Origin of the sequence: Haliscomenobacter sp., from assembly GCF_041740695.1 — a bacterium.
Lineage (GTDB): Bacteria > Bacteroidota > Bacteroidia > Chitinophagales > Saprospiraceae > Haliscomenobacter.
Window position 1 is genome coordinate 15,730 of sequence record NZ_JBGSLK010000085.1, and the last position, 26,771, is coordinate 42,500.

Consider the following 26,771-nt stretch of genomic DNA (forward strand, 5'->3'; position numbering starts at 1 on the left):
CAAATCAACCCATCCCCTCACTTAACCCGCTGCAAAGGACTACTCGCCACAAATCCCTCCCCTTGCACCACAATCCAGTACATCCCTGCACCCAAATCCCCCAAATCAAACTGCAGCTGATTGCTACCTTTATTGATTTGCCAATCTTTCCGTAGCACCCGTAGTACTTGGCCAGCGGTGTTTTGGAGTATCACACCCGCAGTGGTATTTTCGGGCGTTGACAATTCCAGCGTAACCGTGTCACTTCCAGGATTGGGATATACTTTCAGGGCTATTTTGTCTTGCCATTTTTCAGGGGAATAGACCGAAGTGCTCAATTTGCTCATTAAAGAATCCAGATAAGGCAAAGAGATGGCCAATCGATCCAGCAACTTATCGCCATGTCCCCCCGTGAAATTTTGGTATGTAAATTTCAACCCAGATTTCAAAAGAGAATCCCGAAACCCGTTGTTGAACAGCAAAAAGCCGAACTCATCCTGAAGACCACAGTCGAAGAACATACCTATTTCCTTCGTGGGTGGCTTATGTCTGACGACACTGGCTGCGCTAATTGAGAACCATTTTTGAAAAACAGTATCAATTTGTTTTCCTTGTGGATCGACTGGAAAATCAACAAAATAGGGAGGCTTGGTTAGATTGGGTGAAGCCGCACCTGCTGCACGAAATAGGGCTCCAGTTGCAAAACCATCATTGGGTTGGAACTCATAAGGAATCGAGTCCTTTTGTTGCATCTGCTCCTGAATGGCAAAACTGAAGAAGATACGGGCAAAACTAAAATCGAGCGACCCGCTGTGCGCTGCAAAGCCACAAAATACGTCCGGGTGCAGTATGCCGAAACGAGCTGCTCCATCGGCACCCATAGAGTGCCCCATTACCGCGCGTGCATTCCGTGTGCTTATCGTTTGGTATTTTTGATCCACACGTGCAACTAGGTCTTTGACAATGAAATCTTCTACTTTACCATACAGTGCAGAATTGGCAAACATACTTCCCCCATAATTGCCTTGTCCCCCATTGGGTTTTACCACAATCATGGGCTGAATTTTTTTTGTTGCAATTAGGTTATCCAGCACAATTTTGATAAAATCATACCCCTCATGATCAGATAAAGCACCATGCAGAAAGTAGACTACTGGGTAGCGTCGGCTGATATTTTGGGCATAGCCATCGGGTAAGTAGATCTGGTATTTTTCAGTTTTACCTAGGGCTGGGCTATACAATGAGTCCGTTGTTAGTGTGCTTTGAGCGAATAATGAGGTTAGCATCAAGCTAGAAGACACGCACAAGAATAAACATTTCATTGTCAATTAATTTTAGGTTAAAAACCAATTTATTCATAAAGATTATCTTCCAAATTTACCTTCATTTATAGCGTCTATCCTTTCACCTAACCCGCATCCTCTTTCACTTTACCCGCATTTTTCCGCATTTCACTCGGGCTTTTCCCAAATTGCCGCTTAAAACAGGTAGAAAAATGGGACACGTCTTTAAAACCCACATCCAGCGCAATGTCCGTGATACTTTTGTTTGGGTCTTTCAAAAGAGTGTAGGCACGGGTTAAGCGGTAGTGCCGGATGTATTGTTCGGTAGTAAGTCCGGTGATTTCTTTGATGCGCCGAGTAGTTTGAGAAGGGCTCAGGTAAATTTGTTTGGCCAGGTTCTGCACACCCATTGCTTCGTCGGCGTAGTTTTTGCTCAGGAAATCATCCACTTGCTGCATGAAGATTTCCTGTTCCTTTTTTTTGAATTGCAACAAGGGTTCAACCGCCACGAACCGCGCCACATTGGGCTGGATAATCATCGGATCTGTTTTTGCACCAGCCATCATCTTGCGCTTCTGCAACAAAGTCAAAGCCCAGGAAAAACAAATAACATCCAGGAAAATCCCCACCTTCATGTGGTAGAAATAGAAAGTACCCCAGGGCGTTTGGAATGCACGTATGATATCTAGAAGTGGGTCTTGCCAGGGAGCAAACTCAGTGAGGATAGCTGAAATCATTCCTCCCACTAAAAAGAGGCAACCTAGTAAGATGAGTTTTTGGTAAAATTGTACGGCATGCCGATATAGAAAAACAATGGCCAGTACCATCACCGGAAACATCAATATTCTTGCGCCTTGATATAAGCCATTAGCGGCTGAATATCCCCATAGCAGCTGCATAACTATATGAGTAACCAGTAAAATCAGATACCCAAGTGCAAAACTTTTAAACAGACGATTCAGCCGTGGTGCTTGTTGTTGAAAGTCCAGAATCTTGGCTATAAAAAGGATATAACAGATTAAGCTGAGGTAACTCAAGGGCGAATCCCAGCGCAGCGGTAAATCTGGTGGATAAGGATAACCGTGATCTCGGGCCAGGTCGATCCAAAATTGCCTTAGGTAATGCAAATCGGCTGCCAACAAATAACCAATGTACAACGGCGTTGCATCATCCCGAGTATTGCGCCACTGCGCATAAGCAACATATGAGCAAAACAAAAGCAAAGTCAACAAACAAATGGTAAAAAAGGAGATCATTTCCATAGTACACCATTATTGACTATGTTTTTATAAAGGTTACTGTCGCACCGGAAGCCATGGCACTCCCTCACCCCGTCATTGTCGACGAGGGAGGAAGGCAGGCAGAGTTGGGGTAGTTTAGGCCTTACCGGCCCAGACTGAGGTTTAGTCGGTTGTATCCAACCATTGGGGCGTTTATAGGGGGACCCGTAATGCTTAGGTTAAAGTTGATTTATTTTCATATCTAAAGGTATGAGTGCTTTTGAAAATCGATATCCACTATTGTTCAATAAATCACTTCTATTGTTCTATTATTGCTACAAAGAATATAAAAAACTGATTATCTTCTATTTATCACTTCGCTTGGCCTTTCTCCAAACGCTTCCAGATACCGATCTGAAAAGTAATTCGGTCCATTGTACCCCACCGCATAAGCCACTTCCGATACATTCATACTTGTTGTTTGAAGCAGCACTCTGCCCTTCTGTACTCGGAATTGATTGATCACCTCCGTAGTCGACAAGTTGGTCAGCGCTTTGAGCTTGTTGTGCAATTGGGTTCGACCCATGCCCATCGCTCTTTGAAATTGCTGCGATTTAAATTCTGCTTCCGTATAGTATTGTTCCAACACCTGCCGCACCTTTTGGATGAACTCATCTTCTTTTTGTAAGTTAATGTCCTCAGAAGGCTCAGGTAATTGGACAATTGAGGCATAGCGTTTTTGCAGTTTTGCCCTTGTCGCAATCAGGTTTTCTAGCCGCACCAAAAGCTCCTCTTTGTGAAATGGCTTGGCGAGGTAATCATCTGCTCCTCTGCGCAAACCTTGAATCCGCGATTCAACGTCCGTTTTAGCCGTAAGCAAGATGATAGGAATATGGCTGGTGATTTCGTGCTCCTTGAGTTCGGCGGTTACCGAAAAACCATCCTTAATTGGCATCATCACATCGCTGATGATGGCATCAGGTACCATTTCAATGGCTTTTTGAATACCCTCTTCACCATTAATTGCCACTAGCACTTGGTAACGATCGGCCAAACATGCTTGTAGGTATTGCACCACATCCGGGTTGTCTTCAATGATCAGCACCCAAGGATTATCTGATCGTTCCTGTTCTACAATCACAAGCTCAGGATTGCTCAATTCAGGCCTTGAAATAGATGGGGGGTCTAAAAATTTGGCAGTATTTTGAATCGGAAGTTGGACTGTAAAAACCGTGCCCATGCCGGGCTCACTTTCTACTACCAAGGTGCCCTGCAAATGTTTAACCATTTCCCGCACCAGTGCCAGGCCAATTCCGGTACCCTCGGCCCCACGGGTAGCAGAATCATCCACCTGATAAAAGCGATCAAAAATATGAGGCAACTGATCCTCAGCAATACCAATGCCAGTATCCCGCAGTTTGATCTCCACGGCCCCTCCTAAATCAGACACTTGGTCTACCTGCAAATAAATTTGGCCTGCTTGATGTGTAAATTTGATGGCATTGGCCAACAAGTTATTCATGATCCGCAAGAGTTTTTCTGGGTCGTAGTCCATTACAACGGATTCTTTTTTGGCCAAAAAATGCATTTCCAATGCTTTGTTGGCCGCCAAAGAATGAAAGGAATCAAAAATGTACCGGAGGTAAGCTACTACGTCTCCTTGTATCCAATGGCTATTCATCTTGCCTGTTTCTAACTTGCTCAAATCCAGCATTTGATTGATTAAGTCCAATAATTGTTGGCCATTGCGCCGAATCATTGCTGTGCCTGGTTCCAGCCATTTTTCGGGGTCGATGCGAATTTGGTCATTTGCACCTAAAATTGCGGTCAAGGGGGTTCGAAATTCGTGGGTGATGTTGGCGTACAAGTTGGTTTTAAGGGTATCTACCTCTTTAAGCCGTTCTGCTTCGCGTTGTTCCATTTGCAATCTGGCTTGCAAAAGCCAGCGCTCCCGCTGGTACCTAAAAGCACCGACAAGTGCTGCTACAACAGTCAAAAAATAGAGTAGATAAGCCCACCAGGTACTCCACCAAGGCGGAGTAATGGTAATTTGAATGGAGCTCCCTTTTTCATTCCAGATGCCATCGGCATTGGATGCTTTGACCCGAAGTGTATATTTTCCTGGTGCCAAGTTGGTAAAGGTAGCCTGTCTTTGATTGCCTACATATTGCCAATCTTCATCAAAACCTTCCAGTTTATACGCGTATTGGTTCTTTTCGGGATTGGCATAATGGGTTGCCGCGTATTTAAAAGCAAAAATCTTGAATCGATAAGGAAGTACAATTTTTTTGATGGTTGATATCGATTCAGGTAGCTGATATTCACTATTGGCATGTTTATCATCTCTTTTTATGTTCACCGGTTTGTTGGAAATCAAAAAATCAGTGAATACTATTTTTGGCAAAACAAGGTCTGGGCGAATGCTATCGGGATGAAAAATATCCAATCCGTGAAGTCCCTCAAAAAACAAGTGTCCGGTGTAAGGGCTTTGGTAATAACTGAAGGCATTGTAACTTTCATTGAGCAGGCCATCTTTTTGGGTATAGCTGTAGAATTTTTCGCTTGCTGGGTTAAACTTGACAATGCCCCGAAATGTGGAAAGCCATAAATTGCCTTTTTTATCTGGAAGCACGCTAAAAATAGCATTGTCAATCAATCCATTACGCGTAGTGTAGTGGGTGAATTTTTTGGTTTTTTGATTGAATTTGTTGAGCCCACCACCGTAAGTTCCAATCCAAAAGTTGTTTTGTTCGTCTTCGTAGATGTCAAAAGCAGTACTTTCACTCATGCTGTTCGGATCGGAGGAATCGTGTTGATAGCGAATAAATCGATCCCGTTCATGGTCGTATCTATTTAGACCACCCCGAGTTCCCACCCATAAGTTTCCGCTGCGATCATTGTATAAATTCCGGGTGAGACAATTTACTTTATCGTCAGTTAAATACCTTTTGAAGCTTTGGCTTTTTTCGTCAAACTGGTTGACTCCATTGCTCCACGTCGCGATCCAGATTTTTCCTGCTTTATCCTGAATGATGTCTCTGACGTAATCATGACTCAATGAAAATTCATCTGCTGGGTTATGTTTGTAATGGGCAAATTTTTTCGAGATGGGATCAAAAACAAAAACGCCAGCAAGGGTTCCCATCCAAATTCTTTTTTGGGCGTCTTCAAAAAAACAATGCACCCCAGTGTTCCAATCAGTTAGATCGCGATCAGGACGATAAGGAAAAGGGTTTCTCAGTTGAGTACGCCAATCCAACACCTCCAATCCATTCGTCCCCCAGGCCAGCAACTTACCCGGTGAAAGCTCATGAAAAGACCTTAAGCCAGCCACTATTCGGATGCTACTAAATGAAGTGCTTTTAATTTTATGGAATCGATCAGCGAGAGGATTGAACTTGCAAGCCCCTAAAATGGTGCCAATCCAGATTATCCCTGAGTTGTCTTTCGTGAGGCAAAAAATATTATTTTGATTGATGGTGTTGGGATCAAAAGGATCATGTAAAAAACGTTGGTAATTGCCCGTTTTTGAATGAAAAAACACCAACCCAACTGGGCCAGCAAGCCAAAGGTTACCGTCCTCAAGAACAATCATTTTCCTAACCACATTTTCAGGACTGTTTTGGCTTCCCAATGAATAACGGTTAAGCTTACCAGTTTTGGGATCAAAGCGAAAGAGTCCATTTGTTGAACCCAACCAAAGTTCACCTTGGGAATTTTCACCAATGGATAAAACGGAAACATTGGCATTAAGCAATTTAGAATTAAAGGAGGTTTTTTGAAAAGAATCATTCGAAGATTTGTAAAAGCTCAACCCATGATCGGTTCCAATCCAGATTTTACCATTTTTATCCTGATAAATTTCGTTCACTTGTTCATCGTGGAATTGGTTTTTCCTAGTGCCGGGATGGCTATATCTGGTAAAATTTTTCGCACTTGGATCATATCTAATCAATTGAAATCGCTCTGTTCTCAACCAAACCTGCCCTTTTTTATCTACTAACACTGCCGCAATATCCTGTTCAAAAATACCCTGTGGAGTTTTAGGGTTATCCAGGAAATGGTAAAATTTCCCCGTTTTTCGCTCAAAATAATTCAGCCCATTTTGGGTGCTAATCCACAAATTGGTTTTGTCATCCTCAGCAATACAGGATACTTTATTGTCACTGATGCTAAAAGAATCACGAGGGTCATAATTGTAAACCGTCGATTCTTTTCCATCGTAGCAGGTCAATCCTGCATACCCCCCAACCCAAATCAATCCTTTTGAGTCCTGAAAAATACAAGTGGTAGCAGATGCTGAAAATTTCTGATCAGCACCCAAGCGTTCAAACCGAATGTATTTTTCTTGTGCAAAAGTGATTTGGGGGATAAGCTGCAAAAAAAGAACGAGCATCGTTAAAAACAGTGCGAAAAACCTAGGATAAATAGTAGACATTTTTTGCATGTACTATTGTTTTGCAACACGTTCAAACTTGACATAAGCATCCTGTAAAATTGCAAATTCCAAAATACAAATTCAAATCGAATCAATTGGTCGCGTGGCCCCATCTGTTAAAAACCGTTAAACTCCCAACCCTCCCACCCCCACTCCAGTCTTATCCCTCTCGACAAAGCATTTTTGTTTTACCCAACTGTTTTACACCATGAGACTATCCAAAATGTTCCTGGGGGTATTTGCCCTGGCCCTGTTCGCCTTCGCCTGTGAAGACGACAACAACGGCACCCCCGACAAAAACACCTTCAAATTTGAGTTTACCAGCGCTACTGAAGGCTGGGTGGGTGCCTTTGCCGATTTACCCAAGTTGGACAATCAGCAAGACTCCTCCATTTACGAGTTGAGTTACAAGTGGGCGGCCTTGCCAGCCGAGGTAGGTGGCAACCGCGTGGGTGCCTTACAGATCATTGGCCACAACCGCAGTGACGATTTGTTCATGTTCGTGAAGCGCAAAGTGACTGGACTTCTGCCCAACACCACTTATCTGGTTGATTTTGACATCGACCTGGCCAGCGAAGCGCCTACGGGTGCGGTGGGCATCGGTGGCGCACCGGGCGAGAGTGTGTACTTCAAAGCTGGAGTGGTCGACAAAGAACCTTTGGCCGTACTCGACCCAGTGGACAACCACTACCGCATGAACATCGACAAGGGGCAGCAAGCCACTGGTGGCCGGGACATGAAGGTTTTGGGAGACATTGCCAACGGCAAACCTGCCAGTGGTACGGGTTCAGCACCCTTCACCATCATCAATCGCAAGAACACCAACAAGCCCATCAGCGTCAAATCCGATGCTCAGGGTGCCTGCTGGATTGTGCTGGGAACCGACTCTGGTTTTGAAGGATTGACCCGTCTGTACTACGACCGGGTGGGTGTGGTCTTTACACCACAGTCAAAATAGGCAATACCTAATTCGTGTTTTTTGTTAAATTTTTGTTTACATTGCATGTGAATACACGTTGTAGGGATGTTTAAAAATCGTCCCTACAACGTTGTTTTTTTTAGAAAACCACTACTTCGACACATGAATGCAGAAAGCTTTGCAAGTCTGCTAAAGGAATATGCGCACTTGTACCAATTGCCCATGGAGGAACTGCGTACCATGGTCATGCAATACCCCTATTGTCACAACTTGCAAGTGTTACTCCAGGAAAAAGCGGAGCTCGACCAACATCCCGACCGCGAAAAAACCCTTGCCAAGGCCGCTACATATGCCATCGACCGCAAGCAATTGTTCAAACGGCTGAAATTGATGCGGGAAAAACGGGCCGAACCCAAAGCCGAAGCCTACCACCTCGGGGAAGACTTCCTGGAACTGAAGGACCTCACTGCCGTCCAAGCAGATCTTGAAAAAATCGCCCTGGGCACTTACGAGGATCCCTCGACCAGCCAAACCATGGCCATTGAGCCTGAACCTCCCTCTAGCGAGATCCCGACTGCTTCCGAACCCAGCCTCAACTCCTCCTGGAATGGATCCTGGGATGGTGCTAACGATGACTTGGACGAAGATATCAGCCTACAAATCGATTCCCTCGATTTTACCCGGAACCCCATCGCCAATCCAACGCCAAGCGCTCCATCCGATACTTCTGTAGATATCGATACCCCTTTAAATGACAATTCCGATATTCAACCTCCATCCCTAACTCCAGACCCAGAGCCCCTCACACCCACACTCACACCTTCACACCCAAACCCTATCTTCCCCACCCCTAAAAAATCATTTAGCAGTTGGAGCAAATCCGCCCAAAACGCTTATTTACAAAGCTCTATCCAGCAATTATTACAGGATGAGCACCACGATTCCAAGAAAAACAAACACCTCGACAGCGTCGACAGCAAAAACGAAGTGAACAAAAAAGCCTGGAAAAGCATCGTGGATGGGGACAGTATGGCCTCCGAAACCTGGGCCCAATTGTTGGTTGCCCAAAAACAATACCACAAAGCGATTGAAGTATATGAACGTTTGATGTTGCTAATTCCAGAAAAAAGTTCTTTCTTTGCAGCTCAAATTGAATCGATCAAAAAAAGTTTATCAACATGACTTTCATTACTATAATCATCGCACTGGTCAGTTTCGCGTTGATGTTTTTCATTTTGATCCAAAACCCTAAGGGTGGTGGTATCGACTCAACTTTTGGCGGAAGCCAGGCCAATCAACTGTTTGGTGCCTCTGGGTCGACTGAAATTGTGGAAAAGATTACCTGGGGCCTCGCTGCTGCCTTGTTTATCCTTTGTATCGTAGCATCTTTGATGGTAAGCAACATCGGCGGTGCTGGCGAACAACTGCTTTCGCAATAATTTTCGCAAATACATTTGCACCAAAACGGGCAATAGTGAAAACTGTTGCCCGTTTTTTTTTGACAAAAACAAAGCAATGGAAAACCCTTGGAAAACCCTTTCCATCAAAGAAGTGTACGACAACCGCTGGATCAAAGTCACCCACCGCGAAGTCCTCACGCCAGCAGGCACGCCAGGCATATATGGTGTGGTCCATTTTAAAAATGTCGCCATTGGCATTGTACCCATTGATGACGAAGGTTATACCTGGCTGGTTGGTCAATACCGCTATACCCTCGATCAATATTGCTGGGAAATTCCGGAAGGTGGTTGCCCTGAAGGCACCGACCCTTTGGAGACGGCCAAACGGGAGCTAAAAGAAGAAACAGGCATGCAAGCCGAACACTGGGAACAAATCATCGATTTCCATACCTCCAACTCGGTCACCGACGAATACGGCATTGCTTACCTGGCCACTGGATTGAGCTATGGCGAAGCGGAACCCGAAGAAACGGAGGAGTTACAGGTCAAAAAAGTGCCCTTGCAGGAAGCGATTGACATGGTTCTGCGCGGAGAAATCACCGATGCATTGTCGATGATGGCGCTGATGAAAGTGAAGATAATGAAGAGTGAAAAGTGAAAAGTGAAGAGTGAAAAGTGAAGAGTGAAGAGTGAAGAGTGAAGAGTGAAGAGTGAAGAGTGAAAAATTAAGCGGTGGAACTCCAATGGTGTACCTGCTTTTCACTCATCACTCTTCACTCTTCACTTTCGTTACATTGCCTTATACAGCTCCATTCCCCCCTTCACTGGCGATACTGTTGCCGAGCGCTCGCCCTCGGCCACCACGTAATAGTGTATCCCTGCATCGAGTTCGAGTTCATACACGCCCTCCGCCGTTTTGGTGGCGGCTTGTTCCTTGAATATACCGACACTGCCTTTACGCCAAAACACCCAGACCTGCTGGGCACCCGTAGCCTGGATGTTGATTTTGACCTTATTCGCCGTTTTTTGGTGCTGTACCTTGCTGATTACCGCCTCTTCCACAAACAGATAAGGTATCGCTTTCAGCGCATCACGGCGGCCATCCATCAAAGGCTGAATACCTGGTATCGACTCGCCACTCGCGTCAAAAGATTCGGTTAATGAGTTGGTGAAAGCTTTTTCAGGATACAACTTGTACTTGTCTTGCTTCAGGTGTGGGGCAATGAAAGCCTGCCATTCCTTCGCCCTTTGCAAGTACAATCCATTCTCCAGGTAATCGCGGTAAAGGGTGCGGCAATGCGCCAGGTACATTTTGCGGTAGAGGTTATTCGCCAGGAGTTTGGTTACTAGCGGTCGTTTTTCATTCGACTCCTTATAATGGACAAACAAGTGCAGGTTGCGCATGTCCTCATTGCTATAACGTTTGTTCCCATTCATCAAGCGGAAGCCCCCGAAGGCCAGATTCAAATCCCATATCACTGGGTGAAAGCCGCCCAAGGAGTCGAGATAGAGGTAATAATTTTGGGAAAAAGCACCGATGTAACTGTCTAAATTGAGCATCACGTTGTTGAAAGCCAGCAGCCATAGGGCCTGATCCACATCCATCATTTGAGGGATGTCGGTAGGTTTGTTCTGCAAAGTGCGGGTCAATTTGATCAGTTCTTGCGCAGCTTGCGGCGAACTGTATTCATACAGGTAGCGGTAGCACAGAGTATCCTCGCCCAGGTAATTGAGGGAACACTTGTCACCATCCGGGCACTTGGGTGGTTTGGATACGGTCCAGTTTGGGTCTGCTTTGATGGTTGATCCATCGTGATCCCCAAAAAAGCGGTCTAAAAATGGCCCATCAATCGACTCTGCATTGGTGTAAATCCCCAGTAGTTCATCGTTGACATACACCTTGGCAAAATTGGCCTTGGGTGCAGGCATATAGTTCCGGGCAATTTCGTAAGCCAGCACTTCCCGGACCATACTCGGATCCCGAAAACCGTTAGACAGTTTTAAGGTAGTATAACCACCCGGCAATTTTTTCAAGCGATCGGTGTGGTTCACTTTGATGTTGAGCGGAAGTTTGACTTGGCCACTCTTGCGGGCATTGGCGTAGGAACTATTGCCTTTGTAGCGTACACCTACGCCAGGATACTTCACGCCATTCAGTACCATATCGGCCATCAGGCGTTCTTCCTGTTTTTCGTCCTTCAAAGAATCCATGGTGCTTTTCCACTTTGGATTTTTAAAGTACAATTTGATCTCCACCAGTTTTTTGGGATCGTAAATGTCCTGCGCTTCGATACAATAAGGCAGCAATGCAAGCAGAACAAGGAGCGTTAAATTCAACCTCATGTTATTTATTGATTTCTTCCATAGTAGCGGCGTGCCGCTCGAACATGTAGCGTTCGGGTGAATAAGCAATGGCTTTAACATTTTCGGCTTGAATGTAGTATTCGATGCGGTTGCCTCCAGCTTTCAAACTCACTCCGTAGATGGAGTCTCCCGCTTTTTCATCCTGGTGCTGACCATCGTCGAACATCATCGCAGATTTGAACGCTTCACGAGGGCCGAAGCGGTAATACACCATAACTTTGTTGGCAAACTCACTAATTTTAGTATTGATTTGGAAATCTTCCAAAGCAGTGGCGGCGTATTTATCGCGGTGTCTGGCCTTTACTTCCGAAATCGTTGGAGGTAGTACGGCCAGTGCGGGGTGCCGCTTGAGAAAACGCACCCTTTCGTTCATCAACTCCACAATGCCCGGCACCTGAATGGTACGACCAATGGTGGCAATCAAACTGCGTTCAAAATCCGTACCCGAGTAGGCCTTATTGGCATCGTTGAGCAGGGAGGTTTTGATCAGTTCTTGCCACTGCTTGGCTTTGGTTTCATAAGTCCCCGTCAGCAATTCAGCAAACAGGATGGAGCGCAGATGCGCCAGGTATACCTTGGTGTAATGTGGATTGCTCAATAGTTTATTGACCAGCGGCTTTAGCGGGTTATCAGCATTCAGCATGGGATCCATTTGTTGCAATTGCAAGAGGCTCAAATCTGAACCCCTCCCCGTGTATTTGTAGGAACCAAAAGTAAAATTGTAGTCACCTATCAATGGTGTAAAACGGCCATCCGCATCCCGGTACAAATAATAACCGGTACTTTTGCCGCCACTATAACTGTACAAATTGATAACAACGTTGTTGAAAGCCAACATCCACAAGGTGCGATCCACATCCAGAATTGATTCAATTTGAGCAGGTGCCTGATTGAGTACCCGCGACAATTCGGCCAAATCCCGCAAACCAGCGCCTTGTACCACCACGAAATTGTCGCCATAGCAAGATTCCGATTTTTCCAATTGCAGCGTACCAAAACCACCGTTCAGACAACCCGATTTGGTGAGTGTATCTTTCCGAATAGCAGGGCAGTAATAAAAACTACCCGCACTGGACTCAAAATACCGCTCAAAAAATGGTGCTTCAAAGGGCTCCATGTTGACCATCAGGCCATAATATTGGCCATTCACACTGACATTTGCATAATTGGCCTTGGGTGTAGGCATAAACTTGCGGGCAATGTCGGTAGCCAATACTTCACGCACCATACTCGGGTCCCGCAGCGCACTGGACAATCGAAGGGTGCGATAGCCTTGTAATTGTTGATTTGCCGAAGCGTAATCCAGTTGAATGTGGAGGTTGTTGCGTTGGTTTCCAGGCTGAAAACCGCCACTTTCGCGGATGCGTACGCCTACTCGTCCAAGTGAAGCGCCGTTCACTTTCAGATCAGCCGCCAGCATTTTATCCCCGTTGAAACGGAGGGAATCCAGCAAGAAGCGCCAGTTATTGGCCTTGAAAGTGAGGTTGATTTCCTGAATGGACTGTGGATCAAAAAAATCCTTGTTGGTACTGGATTGTGCATACAAATGAGTGAGTATACCCAGCAAAACCCAAATAATGATAAATGTAAAGGTTCTGTTCATGATGGCTAAGAGATCAAATTCCTTGCAATATTAGCAAAATAAATTTATGAAGCGCGAAATCAGCATTCCTATCGCATTAACGTGAAAAAAAGGGAAAGTTGTTAATCAAGCGGCATAGTTTTTTAACCAAATGCCAAAAATAGCTGGGGTGTAATGGTACTATTTTCCAATTTTTATCCGTTTTTAGCAGCCGGATAGCTGGACTTTTTGAATACAAATGCTAACCGTTCTGTCCTCTGTAAATTCTATCCTACGCTACCATGAAAAATTGTTTCCTTTTTTTAGCCAGTCTTGGTCTATTTCAAATTGTACACGCCCAAAATGTGGGTGAAATCAACAAGGTCACCATTCCTGGTGCTAAGGCTGAGTTTAGCCTGAGTTACATTCCAGCCGGGCAACTCAACCTCCAGTCTGCTGACGGCAAAAGCCTCGATATCCAGTTGGGTGCTTTCTGGATGGGCACTCGCGAGGTCACCTACGACGAGTTCATCCAATTCCAATACCGCAGAAACGACAACAACAGCAGCAACTGGAAAGATGGCAAATACAGCGCCGATGCCGTTACCCGCCCTACGCCCCAATACATGGATTACACCTGGGGCATGGGTACCCTGGATGGCGTACCAGCGGTGGCGATGACCCAACAGGGTGCCCTCCGTTACTGCCAGTGGTTGTACCAAAAAACTGGGCAATTTTTCCGCTTGCCTACCGAAGCTGAATGGGAATACGCTTGCCGTGCGGGTGCCAAAGGCCCTCAGCCAGAAGGGGTAACCGAAGACAATCTGGGCGATTATGCCTGGCATTACGACAACAGTACCGAAAAATACCACCCAACTGCCAAGAAAAAAGCCAACGCTTGGGGCCTTTTTGACATGCTCGGCAATGTAGCCGAATGGACTGCCGATTCCTACGTGGACGACTATTTTGGCGAAAGCAGCAAAAATCCAGTTAATCCTTGGCACAAACCAACTGCCAAATACCCTCATACCATCAAAGGGGGCTCTTTCGACGACAACCCCGAAGATTGCTCCTGCTCCAAACGGGTAAAATCCTTGCCCAGCTTGCAAAAAAGGGATCCACAAATTCCTAGAAGCCGCTGGTGGAATACTGATTCTTCCTGGTTGGGTTTCCGCGTGGTACGTCCAGTCAAACAGCCTACGGCGGCGGCGATCGAAACTTACTTCAAAGACGCAATCGTGGATTAGTTGAAATGTTGAAATGTTGAAGCGTTGAAATGAAGTTTGAAAGTTGGTTAGTATAAAAGACGATTGATCTCATTTACTTCTAAACTTGTCAACTTATTTTCAACATTTCAACTCTTCAACATTTCAACTTTACCTATCTTTACATAATTACAAACATCAATCGCTACATAGCATGAGTACAAAAAACAAAAAGACGAGTTTCGATCGCCGCAGTTTCGTAAGGACTTCGGCAGCCGTAACTGGCGGACTACTGTTAGTACCTGAATTACTCAGGGCTAAAGCTTTCAACAGTGTTGATGATGCCATTAAAGTTGGCGTGATTGGCTGCGGTGGCCGTGGCACTGGCGCCACAGTGCAAGCACTCTCCACTTCCCAAAACGTAAAATTGGTCGCCATGGGCGACGCTTTCTCCGATCGGGTAGAAAGCAGCTACAAGCAGATCGAAAAGGCAATGACGGCCAAGCAAAAAACTGACAGGCTGGATGTACCCAAAGAGCGCCGTTTTGTCGGTTTTGATGCCTTTCAAAAGGTCATTCCATTGTGCGATGTGGTGATTTTGGCAACCCCTCCGGGTTTCCGCCCTGATCACTTTACCGCAGCTGTGGCAGCAGGCAAACAGATCTTTATGGAAAAACCAGTCGCCACAGATGCAGTTGGTGTTCGTAAAGTGTTAGAAGCCGCCGAAATTGCCAAGCAGAAAAAACTCAATGTGGTCGTTGGTTTGCAACGCCACTACGAAAACGTTTACCAACAGTGGGTTGAAAAACTGCACGAAGGTGCCATTGGTGACATCACCATGGGCAGCGTGTATTGGAACAACGAAGGTGTTTGGGTGAAAAAACGGGAAGAAAAACAAACCGAGATGGAGTACCAAATGCGCAACTGGTACTACTTCAATTGGCTTTGTGGCGACCACATCGTAGAGCAACACATCCACAACCTGGACGTGGGCAACTGGGTGAAAAAAGGTCATCCGGTAAAAGCTTCCGGGATGGGTGGCCGCCAGGTACGTACGGGTAAAGAATATGGTGAGATTTTTGACCACCACTTCGTAGAATATGAATATGCTGATGGCTCAATGATGTACAGCCAGTGCCGCCACCAACCAGGTACCCCAAGTAAGGTAACTGAAGCGTTTGTAGGCACCAAAGGCAAGGCACCAAAACCAGGAATCATCCAGGATCATACGGGCAAAAACATCATGCGCATCAGCGGCAAAGATGATCCAGATCCCTACCAGGTCGAGCACGATGTTTTGTTTGCTGCCATTGCCAAAGGTGAATACAAATTCGCCGATGCCGAAAATGGTGCCCATGCAACCATGACCGCGATCTTGGGCCGGATGGCTACCTACTCTGGTCAAGTTGTTGAATGGGACAAAGCACTGAATTCCAACATCAGTTTGTTCCCCGACAAATTGGCCTGGGATGCGCTGCCGAAAGTACTGCCAGACAAAGATGGATTTTATCCCATTGCTATGCCAGGCAAATCGGTGGTGATCTAGGAAGAACCAAATTTTTTCTCGATCTAAGCTTAATATAAGGGTTGTTTGGTTCTGGCGTCAACCCCGAAGGGGTGAAATGATTATAGAAATTCATCAGGGAATAATTGATTAAAACCCTGAAGGGGTGGCATTTTTTTGTGAATTGAAGGAAGTCAATCAAAAATGTCACCCCTTCGGGGTTCCAATGAAGCTTTCGTGCATTTTTTCTATAATCATTTCACCCCTTCGGGGTTGGCGCTAGAAGCAAGCAATCTCGTCTTTTTTGAAAAAGTTAGTTTAGTCATATACCCCATTTATGCCGCTTCCAATCTCCATCCCCTTCTTCGCCTTTCGCCTCAATTTCAGCAACAACATCAGCTTGCTGAACCCAATGACCGATGCTCAGGCCATTCGTTTGGGAAAAACCTTGAGCGAGGTAGCCGAAGAATACCAACATGCCCTGCAAGAGCAACTGTACAATAGTACTCCCCTTTTGCCTTTGATGGATTTGCTGCGGCCCAGCACTTATTATGCCGCTGCCCTAGAAGTAGATTTTCCCGCTGGAGCGACAGGCGCAGGTACACCTGCCTTTAATTTGAGTTTTGATTATTTTTTCCAACAACAAGAACATGCCTGGCGGGCCATTTTACCCGCCCTGGGTCTGGAGACCTCCACTACCCAATCCGAAGATTTAGAAGAAAACCTTCGTGAACTGGTGCGCATCGACTTTCGCCGGCAGGAACGTTTACTTTCGGTACAAGACATCATTTCCACCATTTGGTACAAAGGGGTAGAGTTGATCCAAAAAGAAATCAACCTGGAGGCCCTCGACCCCGGTGAAAAACGCCCCACCAAAGAATTAGGCCAATTTGTCTGGCTCGACAAAGTAGCCAGCAAACTCAGCATCGCCCGGCAGGAAAGTTACGGTTGTGAAAAAGAACTCAACCAGGTGCTGCGCATTTTGCAAGGCGGTTATCCAAATAATTTACTCCTGGTGGGACCATCGGGAGTGGGTAAAACGGCCTTGATTTGGGAAGCTGCCCGCCAATTGGAGTTACAAAACCCTGGTGAGTTGCACATTTGGGAGACGACTGCCTCCACCCTGATCAAAGAATTATCGCAGGATCGTGGCTGGGAGTTCAACTTTTCCGAATTGCTCAAAGAGATCGCCAATACCCCGCACGTGCTTTACCTCCGCAACCTGATGGATCTTTTTGAAGTGGGCCAATACCAGGGCAACGATTCCAGCATTGCTGATTTTTTGGTCCCCTACCTCAGTCAGGGTCAAATTCGCATGATTGCCGAATGTAGCGGCGATCAATTTGCCCGTATTGAACTCAACTCCCCGGGCTACCCCGCTTATTTCCAGGTCTTGCAGATGCAGGAACCGCGGGGCGAGCACATGGAACAAATCATTCTGGACAAAATAAAAGCCCTGTCCGAGCAGGCCAACGTACTTATTTCCGAGGAAGCCGTGAGCGAGGTCATTCGTTTGCATCGTCGCTTCATGCCTTACGCTGGTATGCCGGGCAAACCCATCCGTTTTTTGGAAGGCATGACCCTGCGCATGACCAAAACCCAAGGCACCCCTAACGATTTCACGATCATCGATCGGAATGAGGTGATTCGTTATTTTTGCGCAGAAAGTGGCATGCCACCGATGGTTGTAGATCCGGCTATCCCCCTCGTGCCCATGGAGGTACGCAGTTTTTTCAACCAGCAAGTTTTTGGGCAAAACATGGCGGTAGATGCCGTGGTTGACGCCATGGTTGCCATCAAAACCGCTCTGGCCCGTACCGATAAACCCATTGCTACTTTCCTCTTTGCTGGCCCAACCGGGGTTGGCAAAACTGAATTGGCCAAGGTGCTCACCACTTTTATGTTTGGAGACAAAGACCGCATGGTACGCTTCGACATGAGTGAATACGGCAACCCAAGTGCACTGCTTCGCTTGGCGGGAGCTGGCAACGTAGAAGGTTTGTTGACTTCAGCCATCCGCAAACAACCTTTTTCCGTGCTGCTTTTTGACGAAATTGAGAAGGCACATTCTAACTTTTTTGACCTCTTGTTACAGTTACTCGGGGAAGGACGCCTCAGTGACAATCGGGGTCGGGTAGCTGATTTTTGCAGCGCCATCATCATCATGACCACCAACCTCGGGGCAGATTCTATGCGGCCAAAACTGGGCTTTGGCAATTCCAACCGCTCGGCCCAGGAATTGTATCAGGAAGCCATTCGGCGGTATTTTCGCCCAGAACTGGTCAACCGCATCGATCAAATCATTGCTTTTCAATCCCTGGACAAAGAACTCATCCGCGCCATTGTTTCCCGGGAACTGGAGCAGTTCAAAAACCGCGATGGCGTCCGTTACCGAAAATTGGAATTGAGCATCCAGGACAATGCGCTGGAAAAACTGGCCGAAGAGGGTTTTCATCCCAAATACGGGGGCCGCCAACTGCAACGCGCCATCCGGGAACTGATTGCACTGCCACTAGCCAACCAACTGAACTTACACGATCCTACGGATAAACTCAAAGTACTGGTCAAAAGCAGCAAAGGCAAGGTAAAGGTGGAAGTAGACCCAGAACCTACTCCATTGGAAGAACTACTCGATGAATTCAACCTGCAGGACGCCGCTGATCAGGTTTCGGCCTTGCGGGCTTCAGCCATCGCTTTTAAAGAAAGCCATTTGTATACCTTGTTGTTGCAGGAATACGATGACTTGGAGGAAGAAAACAAAGAACAAGAGGGCAAAGACCCGGCTTATTCCGCCCAGGCGGAAATCCGCAAAATGCAGTTGATCGAGATTCGAGACAAGGTCGAAAGCCTGGTTGGCGAAGTGGAAAGTCTGGAGCAGCGCCTGTGTTTGGCGGTATTGGGTGAAGGGACCAGCGAAGAAGAACTGGAACAGGTAGACCAATGGGAAGAAAAGTTTTTCCGCCTCAAAATTGAGATTTATCAGCAAGCCAATCCTTCGGCCAACACGGCCTATCTGAGCATTTATGGCGACGCTTGTGAAAAGTTGCGGCCAATCTATACCGTAATCTGCGCTGATAAAAACTTTGAAGTGACCTACACTGAAGTTTGGTTCCGTGAATCTTTGTATTTTAGTCTAAATGAAGAAGGTAAAACATCGGAACAATACCTCTTGATCGAACAGGAAGATTTAGCACAGTTTGTCCCTGAGTACAACGACCGCCTGGTTGGCTTAATCCTTAAAATCAATGGCCCAGCGGTGCAATTGTTTTTCAGTGGCGAAGAAGGAGTCCAAAAATGGCACAACATTCAACGCAGGGAACAGTTCCAGGCCGAAATAAAAGTCAGTGAACAAAAAAACACTCCGCCGCGGGGAATTCATTTGAGAAATTATTTCAGCCGTTTGCCCATTCGCCGTACCTTGGAGTTTCCACAAATCAAAGACAATGTTTGGCGGATTAACCGACAAATCATCGAAGATCAATACATCAACTATCTCCTTTTTCAACTCGAACAGCAATTTAAATTGAATTTAGACAACCAATTTTGACCTTTTTGCGTCTTAATTTCGTATTTGTTTTAGCGTAACCCTGGAACACCCTATTTGAATTGGATCTAAAAGAATTGCAATGAGATTGGAGTTAAAAATGATGGCGTGGAGAAAGTATGTCCAGGCCCTTACCATCCTAATGATTTTCGTGGCTTCCCTATCTAACCTGGAGGGACAAAATAAAACCTATGTCGGCAAAATTCAGGATGCCAAAAGCCTGGAAGCGCTCGCTTTTGTCAGTGTAGGCATCAAAGGCAATACCCAAGGCACCACCACCGACCTCGATGGGAATTTCTCCATCATCGCGCCCAGCACAGCTACTTTGCTCATCAGTTATGTGGGCTACAGCAGCAAGGAAGTTCCCCTTAAAGACGCTGGGTCTTTTTTGTTGATCGCCTTGAGTGAAGATGTGCTGAGTTTGCCCGAAGTCACCATTCGCCCCAAAGAAAACCCCGCATGGGGCATCATCCGCAAAGTATTGGCGAATCGGCCCCAAAACAATCCCGAAGAATACAAGACCTATCAATATACTTCCTACAACAAATCATCTTTCACGGTAGGCAGTTTCAGCAGTTTTAAAGAGTCGCTAAAGAAAGATAAAAAAGACAAAAGCGAAAAACCCAAACAACGCTCGCCTGAAGCCATCCGCCGCGACTCCATCATCAGCGATGCACTCCTGAATAAAATGTACCTCTGGGTGAAAGAGTCCGTTGTAGAAGTATTCCACAAAGAACCTACCCAGGATAAAGAGCGCATCATTGCCAGTAAATCCTCCTTGCCCGGCGATTTTTCCATGGGTTTTGCAGCCAGCGATTTCCAACCCTTTGGTTTTTACAAAGAAGTAATGTCCCTGACCCTGGCCAGTTTGAATTTTGTCAATCCCATCAGCGACGGCACTTTTAATCGCTACGATTTTCGGATTCAGGACACGATTTATCAGGGTAATGACAGCACTTTTGTCATTTTTTATCAACCCTTCAAAGGCAAAAACTTCGATGGCATGCGTGGAGTATTGCACATCAATTCCAATGGTTACGCCATGGAAAATGTGATCGCCAGCCCTGCCGATACCAGCCTCAACATCCAGTTCAGGGTACAGCAGCAATACAAATTCAACGGTAAATTTTGGTTTCCAGAAATCCTGCAAACTGAGCTCAATATGCCCGTCGGCAACGAGGGCAGTTCTTTTGAATTGCAAATCCGCAACCGCACCCAGGTCAAAGGCCCTAGGGTCAATGAAGAAATTCCGGCCAGTGTGTTCAACTACGCGACCCGTGAGCAAGAAGTGGACGCCAAACGATTGAGTGAAGAAGAATGGAAAGCCCTGCGCCTGGACACCCTCAGCGAGCGGGAGCAAAACTCCTATTCCATGTGGGATTCCATCCCGGAATTGAAGGGACCACGTAATCTTTTCAGGGCATTGGGCAATACCGCCAAAGCCTATTACACCGGAATGTTGCCCATTGGTCAATTTGAAATCCCCCTGCGGGAGGTGATTGGCCTAAATGGTTATGAAGGATACCGCTTGGGATTGGCGCTGCGCAGCAATTTTAAAGGTTGGTCCTGGTTGCAACTGCGTGGCTATGTGGCTTACGGCCTCAAGGACGAAGCCTGGAAATATGGGCTGCGAACGGAGGTACTGTTGAGCCAAAACAAAGACTTGCGCATGCGTTTGTCCTACCGCCGTGACGTCAACGAACCGGGGTCATACAACATTCTTTCGGATCAAACTCCCCTACTGGGCCGCATTGTGCCGCGCAACTGGATCCGCAACCGCATGGACAGCATCGAATCTTTCCGAGCCGAGCTGTTCTACCGCCCCAGCGCGCACCTGCAACTCAATCCCTACTGGCGGCGCGAAAGTCGGCAGACGACCTATCCCTACTCTTTTGTACAGGATGAAAGTGTGTCCAATAGCACGTTCCAAATGCAGGAAGTGGGTTTCAACCTGCGCTTTGCGCCCAAGGAATGGTTGCACAAAGACGGCATCACTGAAACGATTTATTACTTTACTTATCCCGTCTTCGACTTTCAGGTGGCCCAAGGGAGAATCACTGGCGTTCTCGACCCGATCAATTATACCCGCTTGATCCTGAGCATGGAAGGTCAAAGCACCTCCAAGTCTTTGGGCCGAACCACCTACCGCATCATGGGTGGAATGATGTTGGGCAATGTGCCCTACCCCTATTTGTTCAATGCACCAGGTGTGCGACGCGAGGGTGGATCCCCCGTCTTTAGTTACCACGTTTTTCAAACAATGGGGCTATACGAATTCGCCGGGGATCGTTTTGCGTACCTCTTTTTTGAACACAATTTTGGCAAACTACTGCTCAAAATCAATTCCAAATACAGCCAACCCGAAATTGCCCTGGCACAAAACATCGCCTGGGGAAATTTGATGAATCCCGAGGCGCATCAGGAAGTGGATTTCAAAACCCTGGACAAAGGTTTTTACGAAACGGGCGTTTATTTGCGTAATTTGTTGTTGATTCCCATCCTGAAAGCAGCAAAGTTCAGCGCAGGTGTAGGTGCTTTTTACCGCTGGGGACCTTATAGTTTGGAAAATGAGCGACGCAATTTTGCCTATCAGGTGAATTTTTATTTCACCCTCTAAGGGGCGAAAAAAAATAAGTAATTCATTTTGTCAAAGGATTATATAAGTAAACGGTTCATTTTAAGTGTCTTATCTAATTCTTTGACTCAGGAAAAATGAACACTTATTTTTGCCCCTCTACTAAATATAGTTATGATCATACCGACCTTGCAAGGAACAATCGATCGCAGAATCCTCATCAATTTCCAGGTTGAGCAGGAAGTACTGAACAATTTTTTGCCCAAACCCTTCAAGGCGAAATTGGTCAATGGAAAAGGCATTGCGGGTATTTGTTTAATCCGACTAAAGGAAATCCGGCCCAAAGGTTTTCCAAAACAGCTGGGAATAGCTTCAGAAAATGGTGCCCATCGCATTGCAGTGGAATGGATTGAAAATGGGGTACAGAAAGAAGGTGTCTACATCCCTCGTAGAGACACTTCATCCAAATTAAATGCTTTCGCCGGAGGAACCTTGTTTCCAGGAGTGCACCATTTGGCGCAATTCGTAGTCAATGAATCAGCTGGAATTTATGAAGTAGCCTTCAATAGCGATGATGACACGACCTTGTCGATCAAAGCCAAAGAAACCCAAATCTGGCCTACGGAAAGTATTTTCGAAAACCTCTCTTGTGCTTCCACCTTTTTTCAAAATGGAGCTTTGGGTTATTCACCCGGCGGCAGTAATTTCCAGGGGATTGAACTCAAAACCTATGCCTGGAAGGTTCATCAATTAGCAGTGGTGGATGTTCAATCCAGTTTTTTTGAAAATGAACAAGTTTTCCCCCAAGGTTCCGTAAAATTTGACAATGCCTTATTGATGAAAAACATTGAACACGAGTGGATTGGGCTAAAATCGATCGCAAAATCCTGATTGTCTCCTCATCTTAACCACAGCTAAAGTTTCCCCAAAAAGTATTTTATTTCCTTTTTGCTAGTATTTTGGCCTAAAGTTTCCTCAACAAATCAACCCATTGCCATGGCCGCTAAAAAAATTGAAGAACAAACTACCGCCGAGTTGCAAAAATTGGCGAAGACTTACAAAATAATCACAGGAGTGTACATTGGAGCCTTCATTGTATACATAGCAGCAATGCTTTATTCTGTCTCTACGGGTAAAGTAAGTACTGTCCTGGTCGTAGTCATGGTGGCACTCATTACCACATCATTGCCTGTTAATATGATGCGGGCTAAGGTTAGTGCTGAATTGAAGCGGCGGGAAGAAGCTGAGGCCAATTAGAACCTTAGGCACGATGAAAAAATAAATTTACATTTTGACTGAACTCTTTATTTGATTTTGCTGCGTTACTCGTCAGTTGCGTAGTTCACTATGCGCCTTCCTCGCGCCTTGCCAAATCAAAAAATAGCCGAGTCAAAATGTAAATTTATTTCCTCATCGTGCCTAAGCTAAATTTTCAAGCAAAAAAATACCATGCCTACTTCCAAAACCGTCCTCGCCATCTGCGGCAGTACCCGCGCTCAGTCCAGCAATTTAAACCTGATCAAAGCCCTTGCCGAATTGGCCAAAGGGGTATTCGAAGTTGAAATATTTACAGGACTGGCAGAACTTCCCCATTTCAATCCCGATTTGGACACGGAAAGCCCTGCACCTGAAGTCACTGCCTTTCGCAATCAATTGAAGGCGGCGGATGGCATCCTGATTTGCACCCCTGAATACGCGATGGGCGTGCCCGGCAGCCTAAAAAATGCCATCGATTGGACAGTATCTTCTATGGAATTTCACCAAAAGCCTACCGCTCTGATTACCGCTTCTTCGGTTGGTCAGAAAGGACATCAAGCGCTGTTGGAAACACTAATGGTGATTGAAGCCAAGATGGTGGAAGAAAGCAAACTCATCATACCTTTTATCCGAACCAAAGTCAACGACGAAGGAGTAATTACAGAAGCCGATACTTTGAACGAAGTCAAAAACTTAATTCAGGCGTTTTTCAACTTGATGGTGAATCCTGTTGAATAATCGGTTTGTCCTGATACAAGGCCCAGGCCCATTCCAAACGATTCCTAATCCTTTTGCGCAACAAACGGGGCTCCAATATTTCAAGGTCTTGGCCAAAGCCAAGGAACTCCCGCTCCAATTCCAGGTTGTGTACCACTTCAATGGTAAAAATGGCAGAACCATCTTCAGCCTGCTCCAACAAGTGCTGTGAATGATGAAAAGGTTTGGTCATTACATACGGGGCTTGATCTTTACTGACCCGAAACTTGACCAACATCCGCTGTTGGCCGCTCGTTTTGGACACCCCAATCGTATCCTTTAGCCACCCGGCATCCAGATTTTGGTCCCAGCGAAAAGGGATTTGATCATTCGACTCAAAAGTTTGAACTCGGTCCAGGGCAAAAATCTGCGGTTTTTCTTGCTCATCCCGCAGGCCGATGACAAACCAACGGTTGCGAAATTCCTTCAAAAAATGGGGATGAAGGGTAAAAACCTGATTATTTTTCGATCTAAAAGACTGATAAGTCATGGTCAAAGCCCTTTTTGCGACAACCGCGGCGTACAAGCCCTCCAAATGCTCCAGGCCTTGGAGTAGTTCATTTTTTTCAAAATCGATCAATGCCCGTTGCTGGGTTTTTCCCATTTGAATCTTATGCTGTAGTCGATTGACCATGTCGTCCACTTCCCGAAAATGGGTGAAACCTTTGAATTGCCGCAGGATGGTCACCACCTCGTTGAGGGTTCCCAGGTCTTGTTGGGTCAAGGGGATGTTGGCAATGCTGTAGTCCGGGTCTTCGTAGGTGTAGTATTTTTTGTCCACTACAATGATCGGCGCATTGTAGCCCAGTTTTTCAGAACGCATCATTTGTAAGTCCAACTGAATCGAACGCCGGCTGACCCCCTTGCGGATACCTTCGTACTCGTATAAGGCATCAGAACAGGCTTCCTCAAGGTCTTCGAGCGTCCACTTCCGATTGCGCCTGCGCAAACAGGCGTCGATGGTTTTGTAGCGGATCAGGGCATTGCGGTTTACGGGCATGATTATTTTTTTACGCTAAAAAACTAAAAATCAACACAATATAAAATTAGTCAAAAAAATTATCACAAAAATACAGCCTATTTTTTTACTACGCAAAAAGATTGCGCAGTAGCCTTCCAACTTTGTGTCATCAAAAGCGAACAACGCTTAAACAAGATTTAATCATCCAAAGCCTTTTGTCATGTTATTCAATCGCAAAACCCAAAATCAAAACACTACCGTCAACCACGAAGGGGCAAAGGCTTGGAAAATGAGTCCCGAGTTGGAATTGTACAGCAGCGTGGTGACCGCGGCTTTAAGTGACCAGTTTTATGAAAAAACCGGAAAACGAATCGAGCGCATCCGCGAGTTGATTGCCCAGGTTGATCCTGAATTTGTGGCTAAACTGGCCGTTTATGCCCGCGAAAATATGTATTTGCGGAACGTTCCACTCGTTTTGGTGGTTGAGTTGGCCAAACAATACGAGGGTTATGGCTTGAATTTGGTGAGCAAAACGGTTGCTCGGGTCATCCAACGCGCCGATGAAATCACCGAATTATTGGCCTATTATCAGTTGGCCAATGAGCGCAAAGAAACCAAAAAATTGAACCGCTTGTCCAAACAGGTGCAAAAAGGTTTAGCGAAAGCATTCAACAAATTTGATGCTTACCAATTTGGCAAGTACAACCGCACTGGAGCGGAAGTCAAATTGCGCGATGCCTTGTTTTTGACGCACCCAAAAGCCAAAGATGAAGCGCAGCAAGTGGTCTTCAACCAAATCGCCAAAGACGAATTGGCCGTGCCTTATACCTGGGAAACCGAGTTGTCGGCATTGGGTCAAACCCAATTCGCAGACGAAAAGCAAAAACAGGCTGCTTTCCGCCAAAAGTGGGAAGAGCTGATCAAGAGTGGAAAAGTAGGGTACATGGCTTTGCTGCGCAATTTGCGCAACATCATCGAAGCTGAGGTATCGGCGCATCATTTTGAACTGGTTTGTTCAACTTTGTCCGACACCGTGCAGGTGGCTAAAGCCAAACAATTGCCTTTCCGCTTCTTGGCTGCTTACCGCGAATTGTTGTTGGTAAAAAGCAAATACACTTCCTCGGCCTTGGCAGCTTTGGAAAAAGCGGTAAAAGCCAGCGTGGCGAACTTGCGCGGGTTTGGAACCGATACCAGTGTCTTGATTGCTTGTGATGTATCGGGATCGATGCAACAACCAATCTCGGCAAAAAGTAAAATTTTGTATTACGACATTGGTTTGATGTTGGGAATGTTGCTGCAGTCCAAGTGCCGCTATGTCCAAACGGGTATGTTCGGAGACTCCTGGAAAATAATCAACGTGTCGACCAAAAACATCTTGGCCAACGTACAGGAATTTTACCGCCGCGAAGGGGAAGTGGGTTATGCCACCAATGGGTATTTGGTGATTCGAGACTTGATCAAACGCCGCGAGGTGCTGGATAAAGTGATGATTTTCACCGATGCCCAAATGTGGTCTACCAGCCATGATTACCACATCGCCAAAGAGTGGCAGCAGTACCGCGAAACGGTCGCGCCAGCCGCCAAATTGTATTTGTTTGACTTGGCCGGATTGGGAACAACACCAATTGATCTGAAACAAGATTTGGGTGTCTACCTAATCGCAGGCTGGTCCGATAAAATTTTCGATGTTTTGGCGGCATTAGAGCGTGGTCAACAGGCCATCGAGGTCATCAACAACATCGAATTGTAAACCGTCAACCTACCAGGGGCAGGCGCTCAGTTGTTTGCCTCTGGTAGTATAAGAT

General features: G+C 46.1%; 18 protein-coding genes. 12 read left to right on the top strand and 6 right to left on the bottom strand.

What is annotated here, in order from left to right; all coding sequences use genetic code 11:
• Positions 1-17 precede the first annotated feature (17 nt).
• From ACEW9O_RS17345 to ACEW9O_RS17355, 3 genes are all read right to left on the bottom strand, one after another.
• The gene (locus ACEW9O_RS17345; RefSeq protein ID WP_373551449.1) at positions 18-1,220 is read right to left on the bottom strand and encodes an alpha/beta hydrolase-fold protein; all 1,203 of its coding nucleotides are present in this window, start codon (positions 1,218-1,220) and stop codon (positions 18-20) included.
• Positions 1,221-1,387: 167 nt separating this feature from the next.
• Positions 1,388-2,524, bottom strand: a complete 1,137-nt coding sequence (locus ACEW9O_RS17350) for a helix-turn-helix domain-containing protein (RefSeq protein WP_373551450.1) — start codon at positions 2,522-2,524, stop codon at positions 1,388-1,390.
• Positions 2,525-2,840: 316 nt separating this feature from the next.
• A complete protein-coding gene (locus ACEW9O_RS17355) occupies positions 2,841-6,929 on the bottom strand; it encodes a two-component regulator propeller domain-containing protein (protein ID WP_373551451.1) in 4,089 nt (1,362 codons plus the stop codon).
• Positions 6,930-7,128: 199 nt separating this feature from the next.
• On the opposite strand from ACEW9O_RS17355, the gene ACEW9O_RS17360 reads away from it, so the two are divergent.
• The 4 genes from ACEW9O_RS17360 to ACEW9O_RS17375 all read left to right on the top strand — a co-directional run bounded on the left by ACEW9O_RS17360 (position 7,129) and on the right by ACEW9O_RS17375 (position 9,897).
• Positions 7,129-7,878: a PEP-CTERM sorting domain-containing protein gene (locus ACEW9O_RS17360; protein ID WP_373551452.1), complete on the top strand. Its 750-nt coding sequence runs from the start codon at positions 7,129-7,131 to the stop codon at positions 7,876-7,878.
• 123 nt (positions 7,879-8,001) lie between these two features.
• Positions 8,002-9,021 carry a hypothetical protein gene (locus tag ACEW9O_RS17365; RefSeq protein ID WP_373551453.1) on the top strand — a complete coding sequence of 340 codons (1,020 nt, stop codon included), beginning with the start codon at positions 8,002-8,004 and terminating at the stop codon, positions 9,019-9,021.
• Positions 9,018-9,278, top strand: a complete 261-nt coding sequence (gene secG, locus ACEW9O_RS17370; RefSeq protein ID WP_013767738.1) for a preprotein translocase subunit SecG — start codon at positions 9,018-9,020, stop codon at positions 9,276-9,278. Before ACEW9O_RS17365 ends, secG begins: the two co-directional genes overlap by 4 nt.
• 76 nt (positions 9,279-9,354) lie before the next feature.
• The gene (locus tag ACEW9O_RS17375) at positions 9,355-9,897 is read left to right on the top strand and encodes an NUDIX domain-containing protein (protein ID WP_373551454.1); all 543 of its coding nucleotides are present in this window, start codon (positions 9,355-9,357) and stop codon (positions 9,895-9,897) included.
• 131 nt (positions 9,898-10,028) lie between these two features.
• Here ACEW9O_RS17375 and ACEW9O_RS17380 read toward each other — a convergent pair whose 3' ends face one another.
• Both ACEW9O_RS17380 and ACEW9O_RS17385 read right to left on the bottom strand, forming a co-directional pair.
• The gene (locus ACEW9O_RS17380) at positions 10,029-11,582 is read right to left on the bottom strand and encodes a CotH kinase family protein (protein WP_373551455.1); all 1,554 of its coding nucleotides are present in this window, start codon (positions 11,580-11,582) and stop codon (positions 10,029-10,031) included.
• A 1-nt stretch (position 11,583) separates the two neighbouring features.
• Positions 11,584-13,206, bottom strand: a complete 1,623-nt coding sequence (locus tag ACEW9O_RS17385; RefSeq protein WP_373551456.1) for a CotH kinase family protein — start codon at positions 13,204-13,206, stop codon at positions 11,584-11,586.
• 260 nt (positions 13,207-13,466) lie between these two features.
• Here ACEW9O_RS17385 and ACEW9O_RS17390 point away from each other — a divergent pair, with 260 nt between their 5' ends.
• The 7 genes from ACEW9O_RS17390 (at position 13,467) to ACEW9O_RS17420 (ending at position 23,987) form a co-directional block, all read left to right on the top strand.
• The gene (locus ACEW9O_RS17390; protein WP_373551457.1) at positions 13,467-14,411 is read left to right on the top strand and encodes a formylglycine-generating enzyme family protein; all 945 of its coding nucleotides are present in this window, start codon (positions 13,467-13,469) and stop codon (positions 14,409-14,411) included.
• Between the two features lie 172 nt (positions 14,412-14,583).
• Complete coding sequence (locus ACEW9O_RS17395) at positions 14,584-15,915, top strand: Gfo/Idh/MocA family protein (RefSeq protein WP_373551458.1); 1,332 nt, start codon at positions 14,584-14,586, stop codon at positions 15,913-15,915.
• A gap of 295 nt (positions 15,916-16,210) precedes the next feature.
• Positions 16,211-19,420: an AAA family ATPase gene (locus ACEW9O_RS17400; protein WP_373551459.1), complete on the top strand. Its 3,210-nt coding sequence runs from the start codon at positions 16,211-16,213 to the stop codon at positions 19,418-19,420.
• Between the two features lie 79 nt (positions 19,421-19,499).
• On the top strand, positions 19,500-22,034 hold the full coding sequence (locus ACEW9O_RS17405) for a DUF5686 family protein (RefSeq protein ID WP_373551460.1): 2,535 nt from the start codon (positions 19,500-19,502) through the stop codon (positions 22,032-22,034).
• A 132-nt stretch (positions 22,035-22,166) separates the two neighbouring features.
• Positions 22,167-22,883, top strand: a complete 717-nt coding sequence (locus ACEW9O_RS17410) for a DUF2071 domain-containing protein (protein ID WP_373551461.1) — start codon at positions 22,167-22,169, stop codon at positions 22,881-22,883.
• Between the two features lie 105 nt (positions 22,884-22,988).
• On the top strand, positions 22,989-23,249 hold the full coding sequence (locus tag ACEW9O_RS17415) for a hypothetical protein (RefSeq protein WP_373551462.1): 261 nt from the start codon (positions 22,989-22,991) through the stop codon (positions 23,247-23,249).
• Between the two features lie 192 nt (positions 23,250-23,441).
• Positions 23,442-23,987 (top strand): NADPH-dependent FMN reductase, encoded by a 546-nt coding sequence (locus ACEW9O_RS17420; RefSeq protein ID WP_373551463.1) that lies wholly within the window; start codon positions 23,442-23,444, stop codon positions 23,985-23,987.
• On the opposite strand, the gene ACEW9O_RS17425 is transcribed toward ACEW9O_RS17420, so the two are convergent.
• Complete coding sequence (locus ACEW9O_RS17425; protein WP_373551464.1) at positions 23,959-25,005, bottom strand: helix-turn-helix transcriptional regulator; 1,047 nt, start codon at positions 25,003-25,005, stop codon at positions 23,959-23,961. The two genes, ACEW9O_RS17420 and ACEW9O_RS17425, sit on opposite strands and share 29 nt — an antisense overlap.
• A 181-nt stretch (positions 25,006-25,186) precedes the next feature.
• On the opposite strand from ACEW9O_RS17425, the gene ACEW9O_RS17430 reads away from it, so the two are divergent.
• On the top strand, positions 25,187-26,716 hold the full coding sequence (locus ACEW9O_RS17430; RefSeq protein ID WP_373551465.1) for a TROVE domain-containing protein: 1,530 nt from the start codon (positions 25,187-25,189) through the stop codon (positions 26,714-26,716).
• Positions 26,717-26,771: the final 55 nt, after the last annotated feature.